Source organism: Streptosporangium canum (assembly GCF_900113865.1).
GTDB classification, from domain to species: Bacteria; Actinomycetota; Actinomycetes; order Streptosporangiales; family Streptosporangiaceae; genus Streptosporangium; species Streptosporangium canum.
Genome location: NZ_FOQY01000047.1, coordinates 31,582 through 49,495, shown reverse-complemented (window position 1 = coordinate 49,495; position 17,914 = coordinate 31,582). Strand labels below are relative to the sequence as shown.

The window sequence follows — 17,914 nt, the reverse complement described above, 5'->3', positions numbered from 1 at the left end:
TGCGGTAGGCGGCCAACGTCGTGAGCTGATCGGCCGAAGCGGTGAACGCCACGCTCTTCATCCGCCCGCGCGTGGTCCAGATCGACACCGTCCGCGCCTCCATCCGCCAGGACAGACAGCGGTCGTCGAACGGCTGGGCCGCGCCGGGGCGAAAGACGATCGGCTTGGCCAGGGCCCGCTCGCGCCGCGCGGAGCCGGCTCTGCCGGCCTGTCGGTTGCGGAGGTTGGCGTGCAGCGTGGCGTAGGCGTCGGTGACCTTCTTGATGACGTGCTGCGCGGCCTGAGCCGCCAGCCCGTAGTTGTCCTTGATCTGCCCGTAGGCGTGCTTGCGCAGGTCGTAGTTGCGAAATACCCGCTGGTGGTGGGCGAGCGCCGCGACCCAGGTGGCCGCGTCGTTGACCGCGCGCAGGGTCGCCTCCAGCGCCGCCGCCTGCTCAGGCGTCGGCAGGAGTCTCACCTGCACCACCAGCTTCACCTCGCCCACGGTATCTTTTGGTCCATGTCACCGTGATGGGAACCCGACAAGGGCGCCTCGGCCCGCCTGCTGCGCAAGAAGTACTCCGCTCACGTCCGCGAGTATCTGCGGGGCGGCCATTCGTGGTCGCCGTCCTACGTCGCCGCCTCCTGTGGCGGCGCACCCTTGAGCATCATCAAGGGATGCATCGAAAACCTCAAAACGCCCGGACTGACGACCGGACGTTCACACCCCCAGGACCGGGAAGCGATTCCTCCCGGGCCTGAACGCCCGGGGTTTCTTGCTAGATAACGCTGAACTTCCTAGTTCCACCGCTCATGCCACCGAAAGTAGTATGGGTAGTACCTCGAAGGCGATTAAGAGCGCTGAAAGTCCGGTCTCCATCGGATGACCAGGCCTTTCGGTGACGGGTCGCCGGAACCGGACGAGGCGGCAGCCGGGCTACGGGACGAACAGCGCTTCGGCGCCCACCGGGACGTATCCCGCGGCGAGGAAGGCCCGGACGCTGGCCGCGTTGCCGGGGGCGATCTGGGCCCACAGCGGGTGCGGGGTGAGCCGGCGGGCCGCGCAGGCGAGAGCCCTTCCCAGGCCCCGGCCCTGGTGCTCCGGCTCGACCTCGATCGCGACCTCCCAGCGGCCCGCCACGCCGCGACCGACGACGAGCAGGCCTCCCGGGCAGGTCCACGCCCGTACGGCGTCGCGGTAGCGGCGGGCGAGCTCGACTCTCGGATGGCCGGTCCCGGCCGTCTCCGTCAGCGCGATCGACGGGCGGCCGCCCAGCGGCTCGGCGAGGGCGAGCATGTCGATGTTGTTGATCGGGCGGCCCATCCGTTCCTCCAGGGCGCTGAGGAACGGCGGGTTGAGCGGCGCGGAGAGATCTCCTCCGGAAAGCCGGTCACGGATCCACGACGCCTCGACGTCGGCGAATATCACGTTGTGAGCGGTGAAGGCGATGATCCCCGCGTCCCGCGGCGACGGCTGGGGCAGGATCGTCGGCCCGGCGTCCGGCGCGGGGAACCGCCCCTGCGACGCCTCGGCGAGCAGGTCCGTCAACGTGTTCACTCCGCCGCTCTCCATCGCGTCCGATCCTAGTTCCCGGAAGATCGGCGGACGAAGGGCGCGAGCAGGCCGGGCACCGACTCCTCGGCGAACACCGGCCCTCGGGTGACGGAGACGTCCCTGACCTTGCAGGACCCCTTGCCCGCCGCCGTGGTCGCGGCCGGCGTGAGCAGGCCCCGCCGCATGAGGAAGGCGCGGTCGGGTTCGCGGGTCAGGCGGGCAGGTGTCTGATCCGGTCGGAGGCCGGATCGTAGAGGGGTTCGGCGGCCACGGTGGCGCCGACCCAGGTGCCGGTGACGCCGACCTCGACCCGGTCCCCGGGGGCGGTCCCGGCGGGCAGGTAGGCGTAGGCGATCGAGCGCTCCACCCGGTGGCCGTACCCGCCGCTGGTCACCCGGGAGGCCGGCTCGCCGCCGAGGCGGACCGGCTCGCCCGCGAGGCACACCTGGCGGGGATCGTCCAGGACGAGGCAGACCAGGCGCCGGGCGGGGCCGTCCGCCCCGTGAAGCCGGTCCGGTGGGCTCGCGGGCGCGTCCGTCCCGCCCCGCCCGTCCTCCCCGCCCGGCTGATCCCGCCGGGCGGCCGCCTCAAGCGCGGACCGGCCGAGGAAGTCCTTGTCCTTGGCCACCGCGAAACCCAGCCCCGCCTCGACGGGGGTGGTCTCCGGGGTGATGTCCATGCCCCAGACGCGGTAGCCCTTCTCCAGGCGCATCGAGTCGATCGCCCGGTAGCCGGCCGGGCGCATGCCGTACGGCGTGCCCGCCTCCATGAGCGTGTCCCACAGCGTCAGCCCGTACTCCGACGGGCAGTACAGCTCCCAGCCGAACTCGCCCACGAACGTCACCCGCTGGGCCAGCACCGGGACGTTCCCGACGCTGATCTCCCTGGCCCGCATGTATCCGAAGGTCAGATCGTCCTCGGACAGGGTGCCGAGGATGTCCAGCGCGCGAGGGCCCCACAGGCAGTAGCAGGCGTGGGCAGAGGTGACGTCCCGGACGTCGAGGCCGTGGCCGCGGAGCCAGGCCGCGTCGTGGACGCCGAAGGCGGTGCCGGTGACCAGGCGGAAGCGGTCCTCGGCCAGGCGGGTGACGGTCAGGTCGGCCTCGATGCCGCCGCGCTCGTTCAGGAGCTGGGTGTAGACGATCGAGCCGGGGGGCCGGTCGAGCTGCCCGGCGCACACCCGCTGCAACCTCATCAGCGCCTGATGTCCTGATATTTCAAGCTTTGAGAATGAGGTCTGGTCGAACAGCCCCGCCGCGTCCCGCGTGGCCAGGCACTCCTGCCGGATCGCCGAAGACCAGACCCGCCCGGCCCACCCTGCCGGCCGCACCTCCCGATCCCCCCGCGCCTCCCGCGCCTCCTGGACCTCCGACGCGCCTGCGCCTCCCGGCGCCTCCCCTGCCTCCGGCGACGGGCCCGCGTTCGACTCGAACCAGTTGACCCGCTCCCAGCCCGACTTCTCGCCGAACTCCGCCCCCAGCTCCGCGTGCCGTACCCACGCCGGGGAGCGGCGCAGCGGCCGGGCGGCGGTGCGCTCCTCGCCCGGGTAGACGATGTCGTAGTACTTCGAGTAGGAGTCGAGCGCCTTGGCGCGGGCCCACGAGGAGGACCGGGCGTGGCCGCCGAACCGGCGCAGGTCCATGCCGAACACGTCGTACTCGGGCGAGCCGTCCACGATCCACTCGGCCATGATCTTGCCTACGCCGCCCGCGGCGGCCAGGCCGTGGACGCAGAACCCGGCCGCCGCCCACAGGCCGCGGACCGCGGTCTCGCCGAGCAGGAACTCCCCGTCCGGGGTGAACGCCTCGGGCCCGTGGACGACCTTCACGATCCCGGTACGGCCCAGCGCCGGGACCCGCCGGGCTGCCGACTCCCACGATTCCTGAAATTTCGGCATATCGGCCGCGAACAGCGTCCGGGGCTCCTCCAGCGGGTGCCCCGTGTCCCAGATCTCCGGAGTCCGGATGTATCCCCCCACCAGGATGCCGCCGCCCTCTTCCCGGAAGTAGACGATGTTGTCGGGGTCCCGGACCGTGGGCATAGACGAGGGGACGTCGAAAGGCTCGGTGACGACATACTGGTGCTTGATCGGCACGACCGGGATGTCCACCCCGGCCAGCCCCCCGACCCGCCCGCTGGCCGCGCCCGCCGCGATGACCACGGTGTCGGCCTGGACCGACCACTCCTCGGCGCCGAGCGCGAGGCGGACCCCGGAGACCTCGCCGCCCGCCACGTCGACCCCCGTCACCCGGGTCCCGGTGAAGATCCGCACGCCGAGCTTCCCGGCCCCGGCCGCCAGCGCCCTGGCCAGCAGCGCCGGGTCGAGCCAGCCGTCCCCGGGCAGCCAGAGCGCGGCCCGCACGTCGCGCGCGTCGAGCAGCGGCAGCATCTCCTTCGCCTCGGCGCCGGAGAGCACCGACAGGCCCAGGCCGTAGGTCTCCCCGGCCCCCGCCAGCCGCAGCGACTCCTCCACCCGCTCGGGCGTGGTCGCCAGGCGGAGGCCGCCCACCCCGTGCCAGCCGGGGTCCATCCCGGTCAGCTCGGCCAGCTCGGGATAGAGACCGGCCGAATACATGATCATCTTGGTCTGGGTGACGGTCGAGCGGAGCTGGCCCACGAATCCGGCCGAGTGCCAGGTGGTCCCCTCGGTCAGCTCGTGCTGCTCGACCAGGATCACCTCGCTCCAGCCGAGCCTGGCCAGATGGTAGGCCACGCTGCATCCGGCCACCCCGCCGCCGATCACGACGGCCCGCGCGGAGTTGGGAAGTTCCAAGGTCGGCAACCCCTCTGTAACAACTCGTCCGCATAATCGGATCAATGGTCTGAAGGTAGGCCAAAGGAGTGCGGCATGCCAGATGCTCTCGCAGACGTCCGCGAATGGGCCGGACAGCCCGTCGCCGAGACGCCGATCAAGGGTGGGCTCAGCCACCGGATCGCCCGGCTGGACACGGCCGACGGGCAGCGCTGGCTGCTGCGGGTGCTCGATCCGCGCGTCTCGCAGGCGGGCCTCGGCATCCCCATCGACCAGGAGATCGCCAACACGCTCCGCGCGGCCGAGGCCGGGGTCGGCCCGCGCGTCCTGCGCCGCATGCCCGGCGCCCTGCTGCTGGAGTATCTCGACGGCGCCACCCTGGACGCGCACGACGTACGGGCGCTCCCCGGGCCGATCGCGGTGGCCTGCCGACGCCTGCACGCCGGGCCCCGGTTCGTCAACGACTTCTCCATCTTCCGCAAGCTCGACGAGTTCCTCGCCCTCTGCCATACCCACGGACTGCGCATACCCGACGGCTACGAGGACCGGCTCCCGGCGGTGGCACGGATCGAGCGCGCGCTGGCCGCCGACCCGCTGCCGGCCGTCCCCTGCCACAACGACCTGCTGCCGGGCAACCTCATCCGCTGCGGCACGGAGATCAGGATCGTGGACTACCAGCTCTCCGGGAACAACGACCCGGCCTTCGAGCTGGGCGACATCGCCGCCGAGGCGGACTACGACCCGGACCTGGCCGGCCGGCTGGCCCGCGCCTACTTCGGCGAGGACGATCCCCGGCTGACCGCGAGGGTCCGGCTCAACCTGATCATGTCCAACCTGACCTGGTCCCTCTGGTTCGCCGTGCACCACGGGCTGCTGCGCGAGCAGGCGGCCGCGGCCGACTTCGACTACGACGCGGAGGCGGCCGACAAGTTCGCGCGAGCCGTACGGGACCTGGACGATCCGGGGTTCGGACGGCTCGTCGACGACGTCCGGGGCGGGCGCACGCCCGGCGTCCCGGACGCCCCACCCCCGGATGGCCCCCCAGGCCACCAGGTAAGACCCCCCATGTAAGACGCCAGGAGGCTTGCATGACCAAGCCAGTGCCACCCGAGGACGCGGACGCGGACGCCAGGAGGCTCGCCGAGCTCGGCTACAAACAGGAGCTCTCCCGGACCTGGAGCGGCTTCTCCAACTTCGCCATCTCCTTCTCGATCATCTCCATCCTGGCCGGGTGTTTCACCACCTTCGGCCAGGCCTGGAACAACGGCGGGCCGATCGCCATCTCGTGGGGCTGGCCGCTGATCTCGATCTTCATTCTGATCATCGGCCTGTGCATGTCGGAGCTGGTGTCGGCCTATCCGACCGCCGGCGGCATCTACTGGTGGGCCGCCAAGATGGGCAGGCCGGTCCACGGCTGGTTCACCGGGTGGTTCAACCTCATCGGGCTGGTCGCGGTGACCGCCTCGGTGGACTACGGCTGCGCGACGTTCATGAACATCACGATCAACCGGTTCGCCGGGGGCTTCGAGATCTCCCTGGGCAACACCTTCATCCTCTTCACGGTCATCCTGGTGCTGCACGCGCTGATCAACATCTTCTCCCACCGGCTGATCTCCGTGCTGCAGAACGTCTCGGTGTGGTGGCACGTGTTCGGCGCGGCCGTGGTGGTGGCGATCCTGATCTTCGGCCCGGACAGCCACCAGTCGATGTCGTTCGTGTTCACCGAGCGCTTCAACAACTCCGGCTTCTCCGACACGTCGTTCTGGTTCTACGTGCTGCCGCTCGGCTTCCTGCTGACCCAGTACACGATCACCGGCTTCGACGCCTGCGCGCACGTCTCGGAGGAGACCCAGGGCGCCTCGACGGCGGCGGCCCGCGGACTCTGGAAGTCGATCTTCTACTCCGCGATCGGCGGCTGGGTCCTGCTGCTGGCCTTCCTCTTCGCGGCCACCGACGTGGACGCGGTCAACAAGGAGTTCGGCTTCGTGGGGGCCGTCTTCACCTCGTCGCTCACCCCGGTCATGGCGACCGTGATCTTCGGCATCTCCACGATCGGCCAGTTCTTCTGCGGGATGAGCTGCGTGACCTCGATGTCCCGGATGACCTACGCGTTCTCGCGGGACGGCGGCATCCCCGGCTGGCGGCTCTGGTCGAAGGTCGACAAGAACCGGACGCCGGTCAACGCGATCGTGTTCGGCTGCGTCGCGGCTCTCATCCTGACCCTCCCCGCCCTCTACAAGGCCCCGACCGGCACCCCGCTGGCGTTCTACGCGGTCGTCTCGGTCGCGGTCATCGGCCTCTACATCGCCTTCGCCATCCCGATCTGGCTCCGGCTGAGGATGGGGGACCGCTTCCAGCCCGGCCCGTGGACGCTGGGGGCGAAGTACAAGGTCATGTGCTGGATCGCCGTCATCGAGATCATCGTGGTCTCGATCTACTTCATCATGCCGCTCGCCCCGGCGGGGGTGCCGTTCAACAGGGACGACCCCGCCACGCCGGGAGACGAGACGTTCACCTGGACCGCGGTCAACTACGCGCCGATCGTGGTCGGGGTGATGGTCCTCGCCGTGGGCCTGTGGTGGGCGCTGTCGGCCCGGCACTGGTTCACCGGGCCGCGCCGTACGGTCGACGAGGACCGGCAGCCGGTCGCCTGATCAGGCCGCCTCGAACGCCTCCGCCACCGCGGCCCGGACCCGGTCCATGGCTCCGGTGGCGGGGGACGTGCGGGTCTCCCGGTTCAGTGAGGTCATGTCGACCTCGGGCATGCCGCAGGCCACCGCCCAGTTCCACGGGGTGAGGTCGCCCTCGACGTTGAGGGCGAACCCGTGGCTGGTCACGCCGCGGCTCTGCCGCATGCCGATCGAGACGATCTTCCGGCCCGTCTCCGTCGTCCACACGCCGGTGAGCAGCTCGGAGCCGGGCGGGGTGTCACGGCGCTCGGCCGGGATGCCGAGCGCGCCGAGCGCGCGGACGAGCCGGAGCTCGACCTCGCGGACGTAGTCGACGATCCCTTCGTCCTCACCCAGCTTGACGATCAGATACCCCACCAGCTGGCCGGGGCCGTGGTAGGTGAGCTGCCCGCCGCGACCCGTGCTCACGACCGGGATGCCGTGGGACGGGTCGGGCAGATGCTGCTCCGGCGTGCGCCTGCCGATGGTGTAGACCTGCGGGTGGCTGAGGAGCCAGAGCGTGTCGGGGCGCTCGTCGCGCTGCCGTCGACCGACCAGGTCGGTCATCTGCTCCATGGCCTTCTCGTAGTCGACCAGGTCGTCCTGGATCAGTGACAGGGGGCGTTGCCTCATGCCCCCAGCTTATTTTCAATACCGGACCGCGGGAGCCTTGGGGACGAGGATCCACATGATCACGTAGGCGACCCAGAGCGGACCCGGGATGAGCGAGAGCAGCAGCCACAGCACCCGGACGACCGTGGGCGACCAGCCGAGGCTGTCGGCGATCCCTCCGCAGACTCCGGCGATGATCTTGTGGTTTCTCGAACGGCGCATTTTCTCTCCCCGGCTGGTTGTTCTTCACCTGTCCAAACGAAGGACGAAGACCTCCACGTTCCCCGGACATCCCTGAGAAAACCCTGTCAGGGTCGGGCCTGAGGCCGAACGGATCAGGCGACTCACTGTCAATGGGCCTAGGCGAAGGTCGTTGATCACGGTACGTTCCGCCTTAGCAAGGCATGGGGCCCCCGAGTTCCACTCCCCGAGGAGCGTTATGCGCCTACGACGCAACCTGGTCCGGACCGCCACCCTGGTCACGGCCGTCACCCTTCCGCTCGCCTTCACCCCGCCGGCGAGCGCGGCCACGGCCGACATCCCCGATGTCCTGGCCAACGCCCTGTCCTCGCAGGTCAAGGGCAAGAACGTCAAGAAGCATCTCGACAAATTCCAGCAGATCGCCGACGCCAACGGCGGCACCCGCGCCGCGGGCACGCCCGGATACGACGCCTCCCTCGCCTACGTGCGGGACAAGCTGCGGCGGGCCGGCTACAAGGTCTCCACCACCGACGTGGAGTTCCCGGTGAGCTGGGAGGAGTTCTCCCCCTCGGTCCTGCAGCAGGTGACGCCGGAGGCCAAGACCTACGCCAACCCCTCCGACTTCCTGACCGTGATCGACTCCAGCGGCGGGGACGTCACCGCGCAGATACAGGTCGTCGACGCGGTGATCCCGGTGCCCGCGACCCCCAACACCTCCACCGCGGGCTGCGAGGCCGCCGACTTCGCCGGGTTCGTGCCGGGCCGGATCGCCCTCATCCAGCGGGGCACCTGCCCGTTCGTCGACAAGGCCACGAACGCGAAGGCGGCCGGCGCGGCCGGTGTGATCTTCTTCAACGAGGGCCAGCCGGGCCGTACCGACCCGTTCGCGTTCGACATCCGCGAGTGGCGCTTCGGCTTCCCGATCGTCTTCGCCAGCACCTCCGTCGGCCTCGACCTGGCCGACACCCCGGGCACGACGGTCCGCCTGAAGGTCGACGCCAAGACCACGGTCGGCCAGACCAAGAACCTCATCGCCGACTCCCTGTGGGGCAAGAAGGGCGAGGTCGTGATGGCCGGCGCCCATCTCGACAGCGTCACCGAGGGCCCCGGCATCAACGACAACGGCTCCGGCAGCGCCGCCATCCTGGAGACCGCGCTGAAGCTGGCCTACCTGCCCACGAAGAACAAGGTGCGGTTCGCCTTCTGGGGCGCCGAGGAGCTGGGCCTGCTCGGCTCCGACCAGTACGTCGCGGGGCTGTCCCAGGCCGAGCGGGACAAGATCCGGCTCTACCTGAACTTCGACATGGTCGCCTCGCCGAACGACGTCACCTTCCTCTACGACGGTGACGACTCCGACGCCGAGGGTGCCGGAGCGGGCCCGGCCGGCTCCGCCGAGATCGAGAAGCTGTTCGAGAAGTTCTACGGCAAGCGCGGCCTGGGCTTCAAGGGGACCGACTTCGACGGCCGCTCCGACTACGGCGCGTTCATCGCGGCGGGCATCCCGGCCGGCGGCATCTTCACCGGCGCCGAAGGCATCAAGACCGCCGAGGAGGCCGCCGTGTTCGGCGGTACGGCGGACGCCCCCTACGACCCCTGCTACCACGCGGCGTGCGACTCCATCACCAACATCAACGCCGCCGCGCTGGACCGCAACTCCCGGGCGATCGGCTACTCCACCGCCTTCTACGCCTACGACCTGTCCACGATCCCCGACCGCGACGCCGCCTCCCTCGCGAGGTCGGCCGCGGCCGCCAAGCGGGCGCCGGAGGACGCGGCCCGCTGACCCGTGTCCCGCGGATCCCACCTGACGGCCATCGCGGGCAGCGGATCCGGGGGACACCACGCAAGCGCACCACCACGCTGTACGGCGCGCACCCGCCAGGTGCGCGCCGCTCGGGGGACCCCCACACCTCACAACCCGAGGAGCATGATGCGCAACCTGTGGACCATCGGGATGGCGGCGATCCTGGCCATCCCCCTGGCGCTCACCGCGCCGGCCGCGTCGGCCGCGTCGGCGGCCGTCCCACCGGACATCTCACTCGCCAACGTGAAAGCACACCTCACCCAGCTCCAGTCCATCGCCACCGCCAACGGCGGCAACCGCGCCCACGGCCGCCCCGGCTATCTCGCCTCGGCGAACTACGTCAAGGGCCTGCTCGACGCCGCCGGGTTCACCACCACCCTGCAGTCGTTCACCTACAGCGGCGCGACCGGCTACAACGTCATCGCCGACTGGCCAGGCGGCGACCCGAACGACATCCTCATGGTCGGCGCGCACCTCGACAGCGTGACCGCGGGGCCGGGCATCAACGACAACGGCTCCGGCAGCGCCGCCATCCTGGAGACCGCGCTGGAGGTCTCCCGCCAGGCCCTGGCGCCCACCAAGCACCTCCGCTTCGCCTGGTGGGGCGCCGAGGAACTGGGCCTGCGCGGCTCGCAGTACTACGTCACCAACCTCCCGGCCGCCGAACGGGCCAAGGTCAAGGGCTACCTGAACTTCGACATGGTGGGCTCCCCCAACGCCGGTTACTTCGTCTACGACGGCGACAACTCCGACGGCGTCGGCTCGGGCCCCGGCCCGGCGGGCTCCGCCCAGCTGGAGGCGACGCTCCAGGCCTACTTCACCTCGATCGGCGTGGCCACCCGGGGCACCGACTTCGACGGCCGCTCCGACTACGGGCCGTTCATCAGCGTCGGCATCCCCGCCGGCGGCACGTTCACCGGCGCGGAGGGCATCAAGTCCAGCGCGCAGGCCACCCTCTGGGGCGGTACGGCGGGGCAGGCGTTCGACTCCTGCTACCACCGGGCGTGCGACACCACGGCGAACATCAACGACACCGCGCTGAACCGCAACGCCGACGCGATCGCCTACGCGGTGTGGACGACCGCCACGGCCACCCCGCCCGTGACCGTCTGGCAGGACACCTTCGAGACGGCGACCGGCTGGACCGCCAACCCGGGCGGCACCGACACCGCCACCCTCGGCCAGTGGGAGCGCGGCGACCCCGAGGCCACCACCTCCAGCGGCGCCAAGCAGCTCGGCACCACCGTCAGCGGCAGCAACGACCTGGTCACCGGACGGCTGGCCGGCGCCGCCGCCGGGGATCACGACATCGACGGCGGCACCACCACCATCCAGTCACCGGCCGTCACCCTGCCGTCGGGCGGGACGCTCAGGCTGAACTTCTCCTGGTACCTCGCGCACGGCTCCAACGCCTCCAGCGCCGACTACCTGCGCGTCAAGGTCGTCGGCTCCACCACCACCCAGGTCTTCCAGCAGCTCGGCGCGGCCACCAACCGCAACGGCGCCTGGGCCGTGGCCGACGTGGACATCTCCTCCTACGCCGGGCAGAGCGTCCGGATCCTCATCGAGGCCGCCGACGCCTCCGGCGCCTCGCTCGTCGAGGCCGGCGTCGACGACGTCAAGATCACCCGATAGCGGGACCGGGGCGGGGGTACGGCCGCGCGGCCGTACCCCACCCCGGTGGGTCGCCTCGGCGCCGGAAGCGTCGCGCGGCTCCCTCCCCGGGTCGATCGGGGGGCGGAGGCCTACACGATCACGGCCCCGCGCCCGCGGGGCCGGTCCCGGCAGGAGCCCCGCAGTGCCCACCGGAGCCGGCACATCCCGTTCATGAACCGACGTCGGTCCCGGAGCCGGGCTTCAACGGGAGACGCTCATTCACATCAGCGCTGTCAGTCCTCATAGGAGAAGGTGACCTGCCCGTCGGAGGACCAGGACTTCTTCACCTTCGACGGGGGGTCGTCCCACTGCTGGACGGCGACCTCCCAGTTCCCCGGCGCGGGCGTGAGCCTGCCGAGGACCTGCCCGGCCAGGTCCGCGCCTTTCTCCGGATCCAACACGAAGTCCACGTCGGCCGGCACCTGCTCGCGCGGCACCACCGCCACCGTGACACCGTCAGTGCTCTGGAAGTCCCAGTTCACCGGCTTCACCCCGCAGGGCTGGGCCACGGCCAGCACGCCGCCGGTGGCACCCGGCCAGATGAACGCATACAGGTCCGCACCCTCGCACCGGACATACACCGAGCCCTGGCCGCTCAGAGCCGCCTTCACCCTGAACTTCTTGTTGATCTCCTTGAAGCGGCGGCTCTCGACCGTGTGGCTGTTGGGCAGGCCGGCCAGGTTCCGCTCCCCCTTCGTCGCCGGCAGCGTGCCGCTGTGCAGGCAGATGTCCGGCGAGCACGACCGGTCGGAGACGCCGCCGTCGTGGATCGCGATCTCCCAGAGGCCCGATCCCGGCTCGGCCAGCGCGAGCACGCGGTCGAAGTCCTCTCGTGAGAGGGCCGTCTCCGCCGTGATGTCCGCCGGGACCCGCGAGGTCGGGAGGGTGAACACCTCGACCTCCGCGGTGACCCCCTCCCGGGCTTCTTCGAGTTTGCCGAGCGTGGACCACTCACGCCCCTGCTCGCTTCCGCACCTGCCGTGGTCGACCTGGTCGCCGAGGCGTACGAAGGTCTGGACCGGGCCGGCGCAGTTCACCCGGTAGAAGGTCTTCCCGCTCCTCGGGGTGAAGGAGACCTTCTCCTTCTTCCCCACGTTCGCGAGGCGGACGCCCGCCAGCCGTACTCCCTCCCCCCGCTGCTCGTCCTCCCGGACCGAGGCCGCGATGTCGGCCCCCTGCCCGCCGGGAAGCAGCACCGGCGCCAGGCCCGCCACGACCGCCAGCGCCGCGGCCAGCGTCCCGGCCGCCGCCCACCTGCGCCGCCGGATCCTCCGGCCCCTCGCGACGATCTCCTCCAGCCGGGCGGCGCCCCCGCTGCCGCCCTCGCTGCGCGCCGCGAGCAGTTCCCTCAGATCGTGTTCGGTGTGGGTCATCGCTTCGCCTCCGTCATCGTCCGAACTCCCTGATCGACCCGTAGCCGGGCCAGCGCCCTGCCGAGCTGGCTCTTCACCGCCCCGACGGAGCACCCCAGCACGTCGGCCACCTGGGCGAGGGTCATCTCCTCGAAGTAGTGCAGGACGACCACCGCCCGCTGGCGGCCCGACAGCTCGCTGATCGCCGTCCACAAGACGTCCCGGTCGCCGACGTCGCTGGTGAAGTCGCCCGCGACCGCCCGGTCCGGCAGGACCTCGGTGGGCACCTCCCCCCGCCAGCGCCGCCGCCACCAGGAGGCGTGCGTGTTGGCGATGATCCGGTAGACGTACGGATCGGGATCGCCGTCGATCCGCCGCCAGGCGACCCACGCCTTGGCCAGCGCCGTCTGTACCAGGTCCTCGGCGATCGCCCAGTCCCTGGTGAGGAGGTACGCCGTTCTTCGCAGCCGTTCGTGGCGCTGCGCGACGTACTCCGCGAACTCAGTCATCCCTGCCTCCACCTCGGTGCTCCGAGGATGACTACCGCCGGGACCGGGGGTTCGGTTGACGGGGAACCGGAAAACTCCGGAGGTCTCCGTCTCCCGGCGGAGCCGTACCACCCCGGCGGGATCCCGGCGGAGCATCGCGTCCACGGCTCCAGCGGCTCCGGGACCGGGGCCCGGACGGCCGCGTCGAGTGCCGCGACGGCCCCGGCCGGGACGAGCACCGGCGCCCCCGGCCGGATGACGGAGTCACGGGAAGTCCCGCGCTCCGCTAGCCTCGCGTAGGTTACGCACGCGCTGGGACGGAAGGTGCCCAAGTTGATCGGCTGGTTCGAAGCGGTGGTCCTCGGGCTCATTCAGGGATTGACGGAGTTTCTGCCGATCTCCTCCAGTGCCCACATCAGGGTCGTGTCGGCGTTCTTCGGCTGGGAGGACCCCGGGGCCGCGTTCACCGCGGTGATCCAGCTCGGCACCGAGGCCGCGGTGGTGATCTACTTCCGCAAGGAGATCTGGGAGATCATCTCCACCTGGACCAGAGCCCTGTGGACGCCCGACCTCCGCAAGCACTACGCCGCCCGGATGGGCTGGTACGTGATCATCGGCACCCTGCCGATCGTCGTCCTCGGCCTGGCCTTCAAGGACCCCATCGAGGGCGCCTTCCGCGACCTGCGCCTGATCGGCACGACGCTGATCGTCTTCGGCCTGGTCCTCTGGTTCGCCGACCGCACCGCACGCAACAAGCTCACGCTGGACCGGCACCTCAGCTTCACACACGCCCTGATCTACGGCTTCGCCCAGTCGCTCGCGCTGATCCCGGGCGTCTCGCGCTCCGGCGGAACGATCAGCGCCGGCCTGCTGCTGGACTACCGCCGGGAGCAGGCCGCGAAGTACTCCTTCCTGCTGGCCATCCCGGCCGTGCTGGGCGCGGGCTTCCTGGAGCTGTTCAAGATCGGCGAGGGGAAGGCCCCCGACTGGGGCCCGACGATCCTGGCCACCGTGATCTCGTTCATCGTCGGTTACGCCGCGGTGTCGTGGTTCCTGAAGTACATCAGCACCCACCGCTTCACCGGCTTCGTGATCTACCGGATCCTCCTCGGCGTCGCCATCATCGCCCTGGTGAGCTTCGGCGTCCTGTCGCCCAACGCCTAGGCCCGTCACCCCGCTCCGGCCCTCCCGGGCCGCGCGAGATCCGGCCCCCGGTCCGCGCCGGTCACCGGACTCGGGGAGACTGGCCGGGTGCGTTCCGACTGGTCAGGCCTCCCCGTCCGCCACGTTCTTCCCGAGCTGCTCGCGGCCCTGGACGAGCGTGGCGTCGCCGTGCTCACCGCGCCTCCCGGCACGGGCAAGACCACGCTCGTCCCGCTCGCGCTTGCCGGGCTCCTCGACGGCTCGGCTCCGAAACGGGTGATCGTGGCCGAGCCCCGCCGGATGGCGGTGCGGGCGGCGGCACGGCGGATGGCGTGGCTGCTGGAGTCGGAGGTGGGCGCGGAGGTCGGGTTCACGGTCCGCGGCGAGCGCAGGGTCGGCCCGGAGACCGTCGTCGAGGTCGTCACCACCGGAGTCCTCCTCCAGCGGCTCCAGCGCGACGCCGAGCTCGACGGCGTGGACGCGGTGCTGCTGGACGAGTGCCACGAACGCCACCTGGACGCCGACACCGCCCTGGCCTTCCTCCTCGACGTCCGCGCCACCCTCCGCCCCGACCTGCGGCTCATCGCCACCTCCGCCACCGCCGACGCCGCGCCCTGGGCCCGGCTGCTCGGCTCCGGCGCCCCCGGCGACCAGCCGGCGACCGCCGTACCTCTGCCGGACGCGCCGATCGTGCACGCCTCCGGCGCCATGCACCCGGTCACGCCCGTCTGGGCGCCGCCCACCAGGCCGGTGACGCCCCCGCGCGGCCTGCGGGTGGACCCGGCGTTCCTGTCCCACGTCGCCGAGGTCGTACGGCGTGCGCTGGTCGAGCACGGAGGGGACGTGCTGTGCTTCCTGCCGGGGGTGGGCGAGATCGGCAGGGTGGCCGCGATGCTTCACGGCGTCGACGTCCTGCAGGTCCACGGCCAGGCCCCGGCCCGCGTGCAGGACGCCGTGCTCTCGCCCGGCGAGAACCGCCGGGTCGTGCTCGCCACCTCGGTCGCCGAGTCGAGCCTGACCGTCCCCGGCGTGCGGATCGTGGTCGACTCCGGCCTCGCCCGGGAGCCCCGCACCGACCACGCCCGGGGGCTCGGCTCGCTCACCACCGTCCGCGCGTCCAAGGCCTCCGCCGTCCAGCGCGCCGGCCGGGCGGGGCGCGAGGCCCCGGGGGTCGTCTACCGGTGCTGGTCGCAGGCCGAACACGACCGGCTCCCCGAACACGCCCAGCCCGAGATCGCCCTCGCCGACCTGACCGGCTTCGCCCTCCAGGCCGCCTGCTGGGGTGATCCCGCCGCCACCGGCCTGGCCCTGCTCGACCCGCCGCCGCCCGGCGCGATGGACGCGGCGCGACGGACCCTGCACGACCTGGGCGCCCTCGACGGACGGGTCACCGCCCGGGGACGGCGGATGGCCGGGGCCGGGGTCCACCCCCGCCTGGCCCGCGCCCTGATCGACGTCGGCCCCCGGGCCGCCGAGGTGGTGGCGCTGCTGTCCGAGCAGCTCCCCAGGGACGCCGGTGACGACCTGGTCGCCGTCTGGCGTTCCGCCCGGCGGGGCGGCGACGGTTTCTCCGCGCGCTGGCGCCAGGAGACCAGGCGGCTGGCCCAGGCCGTTCCCCGCGAGGGCCGGACTCCCCCACCGGCCGGTCCCGGCCCGCGGCGGACTCCCCCGCCGGCTGGGCAGGCCGAACGGCCGCGTCCGGCTCCCGCGCCGGGCGGCCGGGACGAGAGCGCGGGGCGGCCTCCCGCGCCGGCCGGCCAGGGCCAGAGCGCGGGGCGGCCTTCCGCGTCGGCCGGAGGGGGCCGGGGGCCGGAGCCGGGCGACGACGCCGTGGCCGGGCTGGTCGTGGCGCTGGCCTACCCGGAGCGGGTGGCCCGGTGGCGGGGCGGCTCCTACCTGATGGCGTCGGGAACCGCCGCGGAGCTCCCCCAGGGGTCACGGCTGGCGAGCGCGGAATGGCTGGCCGTCGCGGTGGCGGACCGGCCGGCGGGGTCGGCGTCGGCCCGCGTCAGGCAGGCCGTCGTGATCGACGAGGAGATCGCCAGGCTCGCCGCCGCGCCCCTGTACGGCTCCGGCGAGGAGGTGGTGTGGCGGGTCCCGCCGGGTGAGCGGCGCGGTGACGTCTCGGCGCGCCGGGTGGAACGCCTCGGCGCCATCGAGCTGTCCTCGGCCCGGCTCCGGGACGCCGATGTCAGACCCGCCGTCCTGGAGGGGCTGCGCACCGAGGGCCTGGCGGTCCTGCGCTGGACCTCCGAGGCCGTCGCCCTGCGCGAGCGCCTGGCCTTCTGCCGCCGCGCGCTCGGAGACCCCTGGCCGGCGACGGACGACGAGGCCCTGATCGGCGCGGCCGACCTGTGGCTGGAGCCCGAGCTGTCCCGGGTCCGCCGCCGGTCCGACCTGGAACGCCTCGACGTGACCTCGGCGCTGCACCGCCTGGTCCCGTGGAGCGCCCGTCTGGAGGACACGGCCCCCGAACGGATCGAGGTCCCCAGCGGATCGCGGATCAGGGTCGACTACTCCGGCGACCAGCCGGTTCTGGCCGCCAAGCTGCAGGAGCTGTTCGGCTGGGACGAGGCCCCGCGCGTGGCCGGGGTGCCGCTGGTGATCCACCTGCTCTCCCCGGCCGGACGCCCGGCGGCGGTCACCGCCGACCTGGCCTCCTTCTGGCGTGGCGAGGGCTACCGGTCGGTCCGCGCCGAGCTCCGGGGCCGCTATCCCAAGCACCCCTGGCCCGAGGACCCGCTGTCCGCCGTCGCCACCCGCCGTACCAACCCCCGTCGCTGAGCCCGCGGCGGCGGGTCCAGGCGGTCTGCGGTGGGGATGACGTCCTCGACCCGCGTGACGGGGAGGTCCATCGAGTACACGGTGCCGCCGACGGCGGCCGCCAGGGACCTGGCGGCCTTGTAGACGACCTCCACGTCGGAGCGGTGCGGGTCTTCGCCGTCGATCTCCAGGTCGACCGAGTGGTCGGGGAGGTCCCCCGGCCATCCGGGGGGCGGGTAGTCGTAGGTGACCTGGATGGGGTCTCCCGGCTTGCCGTCGATGTGGCAGAGGCCGAGGTCGTGGTCATGACGGATGGTGCGCTCGCCGAGGTTCGGGCGGAGCAGCTCGGCCACCCGCTCGCAGCCGAGCGGGAGGCCCCTGCCGAGGCGCACCTCGACGTCCACGTGGTCGTCGTGCTCCTGCGGCGGGTACAGCGCGCCGCCGAGACGGCTCGCGAGGCCGTTGAGCAGGAGGCGGGCCGCCGGCCTCAGCCCGTTCCTGGCGATGATCGCCCCGCGCCGGTCGGCGGGGACGCCCGCGAGGGCTGCCTGTCTGTCGGTGATCTCGGTGCAGCGCACCCGGGTGCCCCTGGCGTCGAACCAGTCGCCTGACCTCGTGAGGCCGGGATCGTACCGGCGGAGCAGGGCCTCCAGCCTGTCGAGGTCGGGTGGGCGGTGGGTGAGCAGGGCGGGGTGACGGCGTAACTGGCGCGCCGTGCGATCGAGGAACCACATGTCCCCGAGTCTGCGACCCGGCGCTTGGGGCTCACTTGCGAGCCGGCGGGCCATGACTTGCGCGCGCCGTTCCGGCACGCCGACCCGGGCGCCCTCCCAACGGGCGGGTCCGGACGCCCTCCCGGCACACCGTCCCCGCTCCCCGGACCGGATGCCTTCCCCGCCCGCCGGACCGGACGTCACCTCGGGGTTGCGCGCGATCACCC

At 71.9% G+C, this 17,914-nt stretch carries 14 protein-coding genes and 2 pseudogenes; 7 read left to right on the top strand and 9 right to left on the bottom strand.

Translation table 11 applies throughout. The features are described 5' to 3' along the window. Positions 1–475, bottom strand: a pseudogene (locus BM085_RS39005) (RNA-guided endonuclease TnpB family protein); the annotation flags it as partial. Between the two features lie 60 nt (positions 476–535). On the opposite strand from BM085_RS39005, the pseudogene BM085_RS47620 reads away from it, so the two are divergent. Beyond that, positions 536–766: pseudogene (locus BM085_RS47620) on the top strand (transposase); the annotation flags it as partial. A gap of 150 nt (positions 767–916) precedes the next feature. On the opposite strand, the gene BM085_RS38995 reads toward BM085_RS47620, so the two are convergent. Genes BM085_RS38995 through BM085_RS38990 form a run of 3 tightly spaced genes read right to left on the bottom strand, consistent with a single transcriptional unit; the run spans position 917 to position 4,307 of the window. Next, the gene (locus BM085_RS38995) at positions 917–1,537 is read right to left on the bottom strand and encodes a GNAT family N-acetyltransferase (protein WP_245789953.1); all 621 of its coding nucleotides are present in this window, start codon (positions 1,535–1,537) and stop codon (positions 917–919) included. Positions 1,538–1,563: 26 nt separating this feature from the next. Further along, on the bottom strand, positions 1,564–1,719 hold the full coding sequence (locus BM085_RS45010) for a hypothetical protein (RefSeq protein WP_177245498.1): 156 nt from the start codon (positions 1,717–1,719) through the stop codon (positions 1,564–1,566). A gap of 26 nt (positions 1,720–1,745) precedes the next feature. After that, entirely contained in the window at positions 1,746–4,307 is a 2,562-nt protein-coding gene (locus BM085_RS38990) for a GcvT family protein (protein WP_177245497.1), read from the bottom strand. 75 nt (positions 4,308–4,382) lie between these two features. Here BM085_RS38990 and BM085_RS38985 point away from each other — a divergent pair, with 75 nt between their 5' ends. Further along, positions 4,383–5,357: a phosphotransferase gene (locus tag BM085_RS38985; protein WP_093891796.1), complete on the top strand. Its 975-nt coding sequence runs from the start codon at positions 4,383–4,385 to the stop codon at positions 5,355–5,357. Positions 5,358–5,374: 17 nt separating this feature from the next. Next, the gene (locus tag BM085_RS38980) at positions 5,375–6,940 is read left to right on the top strand and encodes an amino acid permease (RefSeq protein WP_093891786.1); all 1,566 of its coding nucleotides are present in this window, start codon (positions 5,375–5,377) and stop codon (positions 6,938–6,940) included. Here the strand turns inward: BM085_RS38980 and lipB are convergent, their stop codons facing one another. Further along, a complete protein-coding gene (gene lipB, locus BM085_RS38975) occupies positions 6,941–7,588 on the bottom strand; it encodes a lipoyl(octanoyl) transferase LipB (protein WP_093891785.1) in 648 nt (215 codons plus the stop codon). A gap of 15 nt (positions 7,589–7,603) precedes the next feature. Then, on the bottom strand, positions 7,604–7,789 hold the full coding sequence (locus BM085_RS38970; RefSeq protein ID WP_012887554.1) for a PspC domain-containing protein: 186 nt from the start codon (positions 7,787–7,789) through the stop codon (positions 7,604–7,606). Positions 7,790–8,006: 217 nt separating this feature from the next. Here BM085_RS38970 and BM085_RS38965 point away from each other — a divergent pair, with 217 nt between their 5' ends. Together BM085_RS38965 and BM085_RS38960 are read left to right on the top strand one after the other, a co-directional pair. After that, entirely contained in the window at positions 8,007–9,551 is a 1,545-nt protein-coding gene (locus tag BM085_RS38965; protein WP_093891784.1) for a M28 family peptidase, read from the top strand. A gap of 147 nt (positions 9,552–9,698) precedes the next feature. Continuing rightward, the gene (locus BM085_RS38960) at positions 9,699–11,207 is read left to right on the top strand and encodes a M28 family metallopeptidase (protein ID WP_218158955.1); all 1,509 of its coding nucleotides are present in this window, start codon (positions 9,699–9,701) and stop codon (positions 11,205–11,207) included. A gap of 254 nt (positions 11,208–11,461) precedes the next feature. Here the strand turns inward: BM085_RS38960 and BM085_RS38955 are convergent, their stop codons facing one another. Both BM085_RS38955 and BM085_RS38950 read right to left on the bottom strand, forming a co-directional pair. After that, entirely contained in the window at positions 11,462–12,601 is a 1,140-nt protein-coding gene (locus BM085_RS38955; protein ID WP_093891783.1) for a hypothetical protein, read from the bottom strand. Then, the gene (locus BM085_RS38950) at positions 12,598–13,089 is read right to left on the bottom strand and encodes a SigE family RNA polymerase sigma factor (RefSeq protein WP_031164906.1); all 492 of its coding nucleotides are present in this window, start codon (positions 13,087–13,089) and stop codon (positions 12,598–12,600) included. Before BM085_RS38950 ends, BM085_RS38955 begins: the two co-directional genes overlap by 4 nt. Positions 13,090–13,392: 303 nt before the next feature. On the opposite strand from BM085_RS38950, the gene BM085_RS38945 reads away from it, so the two are divergent. Next, positions 13,393–14,232 carry an undecaprenyl-diphosphate phosphatase gene (locus BM085_RS38945; protein ID WP_218158953.1) on the top strand — a complete coding sequence of 280 codons (840 nt, stop codon included), beginning with the start codon at positions 13,393–13,395 and terminating at the stop codon, positions 14,230–14,232. Positions 14,233–14,319: 87 nt separating this feature from the next. Beyond that, positions 14,320–16,995, top strand: a complete 2,676-nt coding sequence (locus tag BM085_RS38940; protein ID WP_093891782.1) for an ATP-dependent RNA helicase — start codon at positions 14,320–14,322, stop codon at positions 16,993–16,995. On the opposite strand, the gene BM085_RS38935 is transcribed toward BM085_RS38940, so the two are convergent. Next, entirely contained in the window at positions 16,923–17,708 is a 786-nt protein-coding gene (locus tag BM085_RS38935) for a hypothetical protein (RefSeq protein ID WP_093891781.1), read from the bottom strand. The genes BM085_RS38940 and BM085_RS38935 overlap by 73 nt on opposite strands. Positions 17,709–17,914 lie beyond the last annotated feature (206 nt).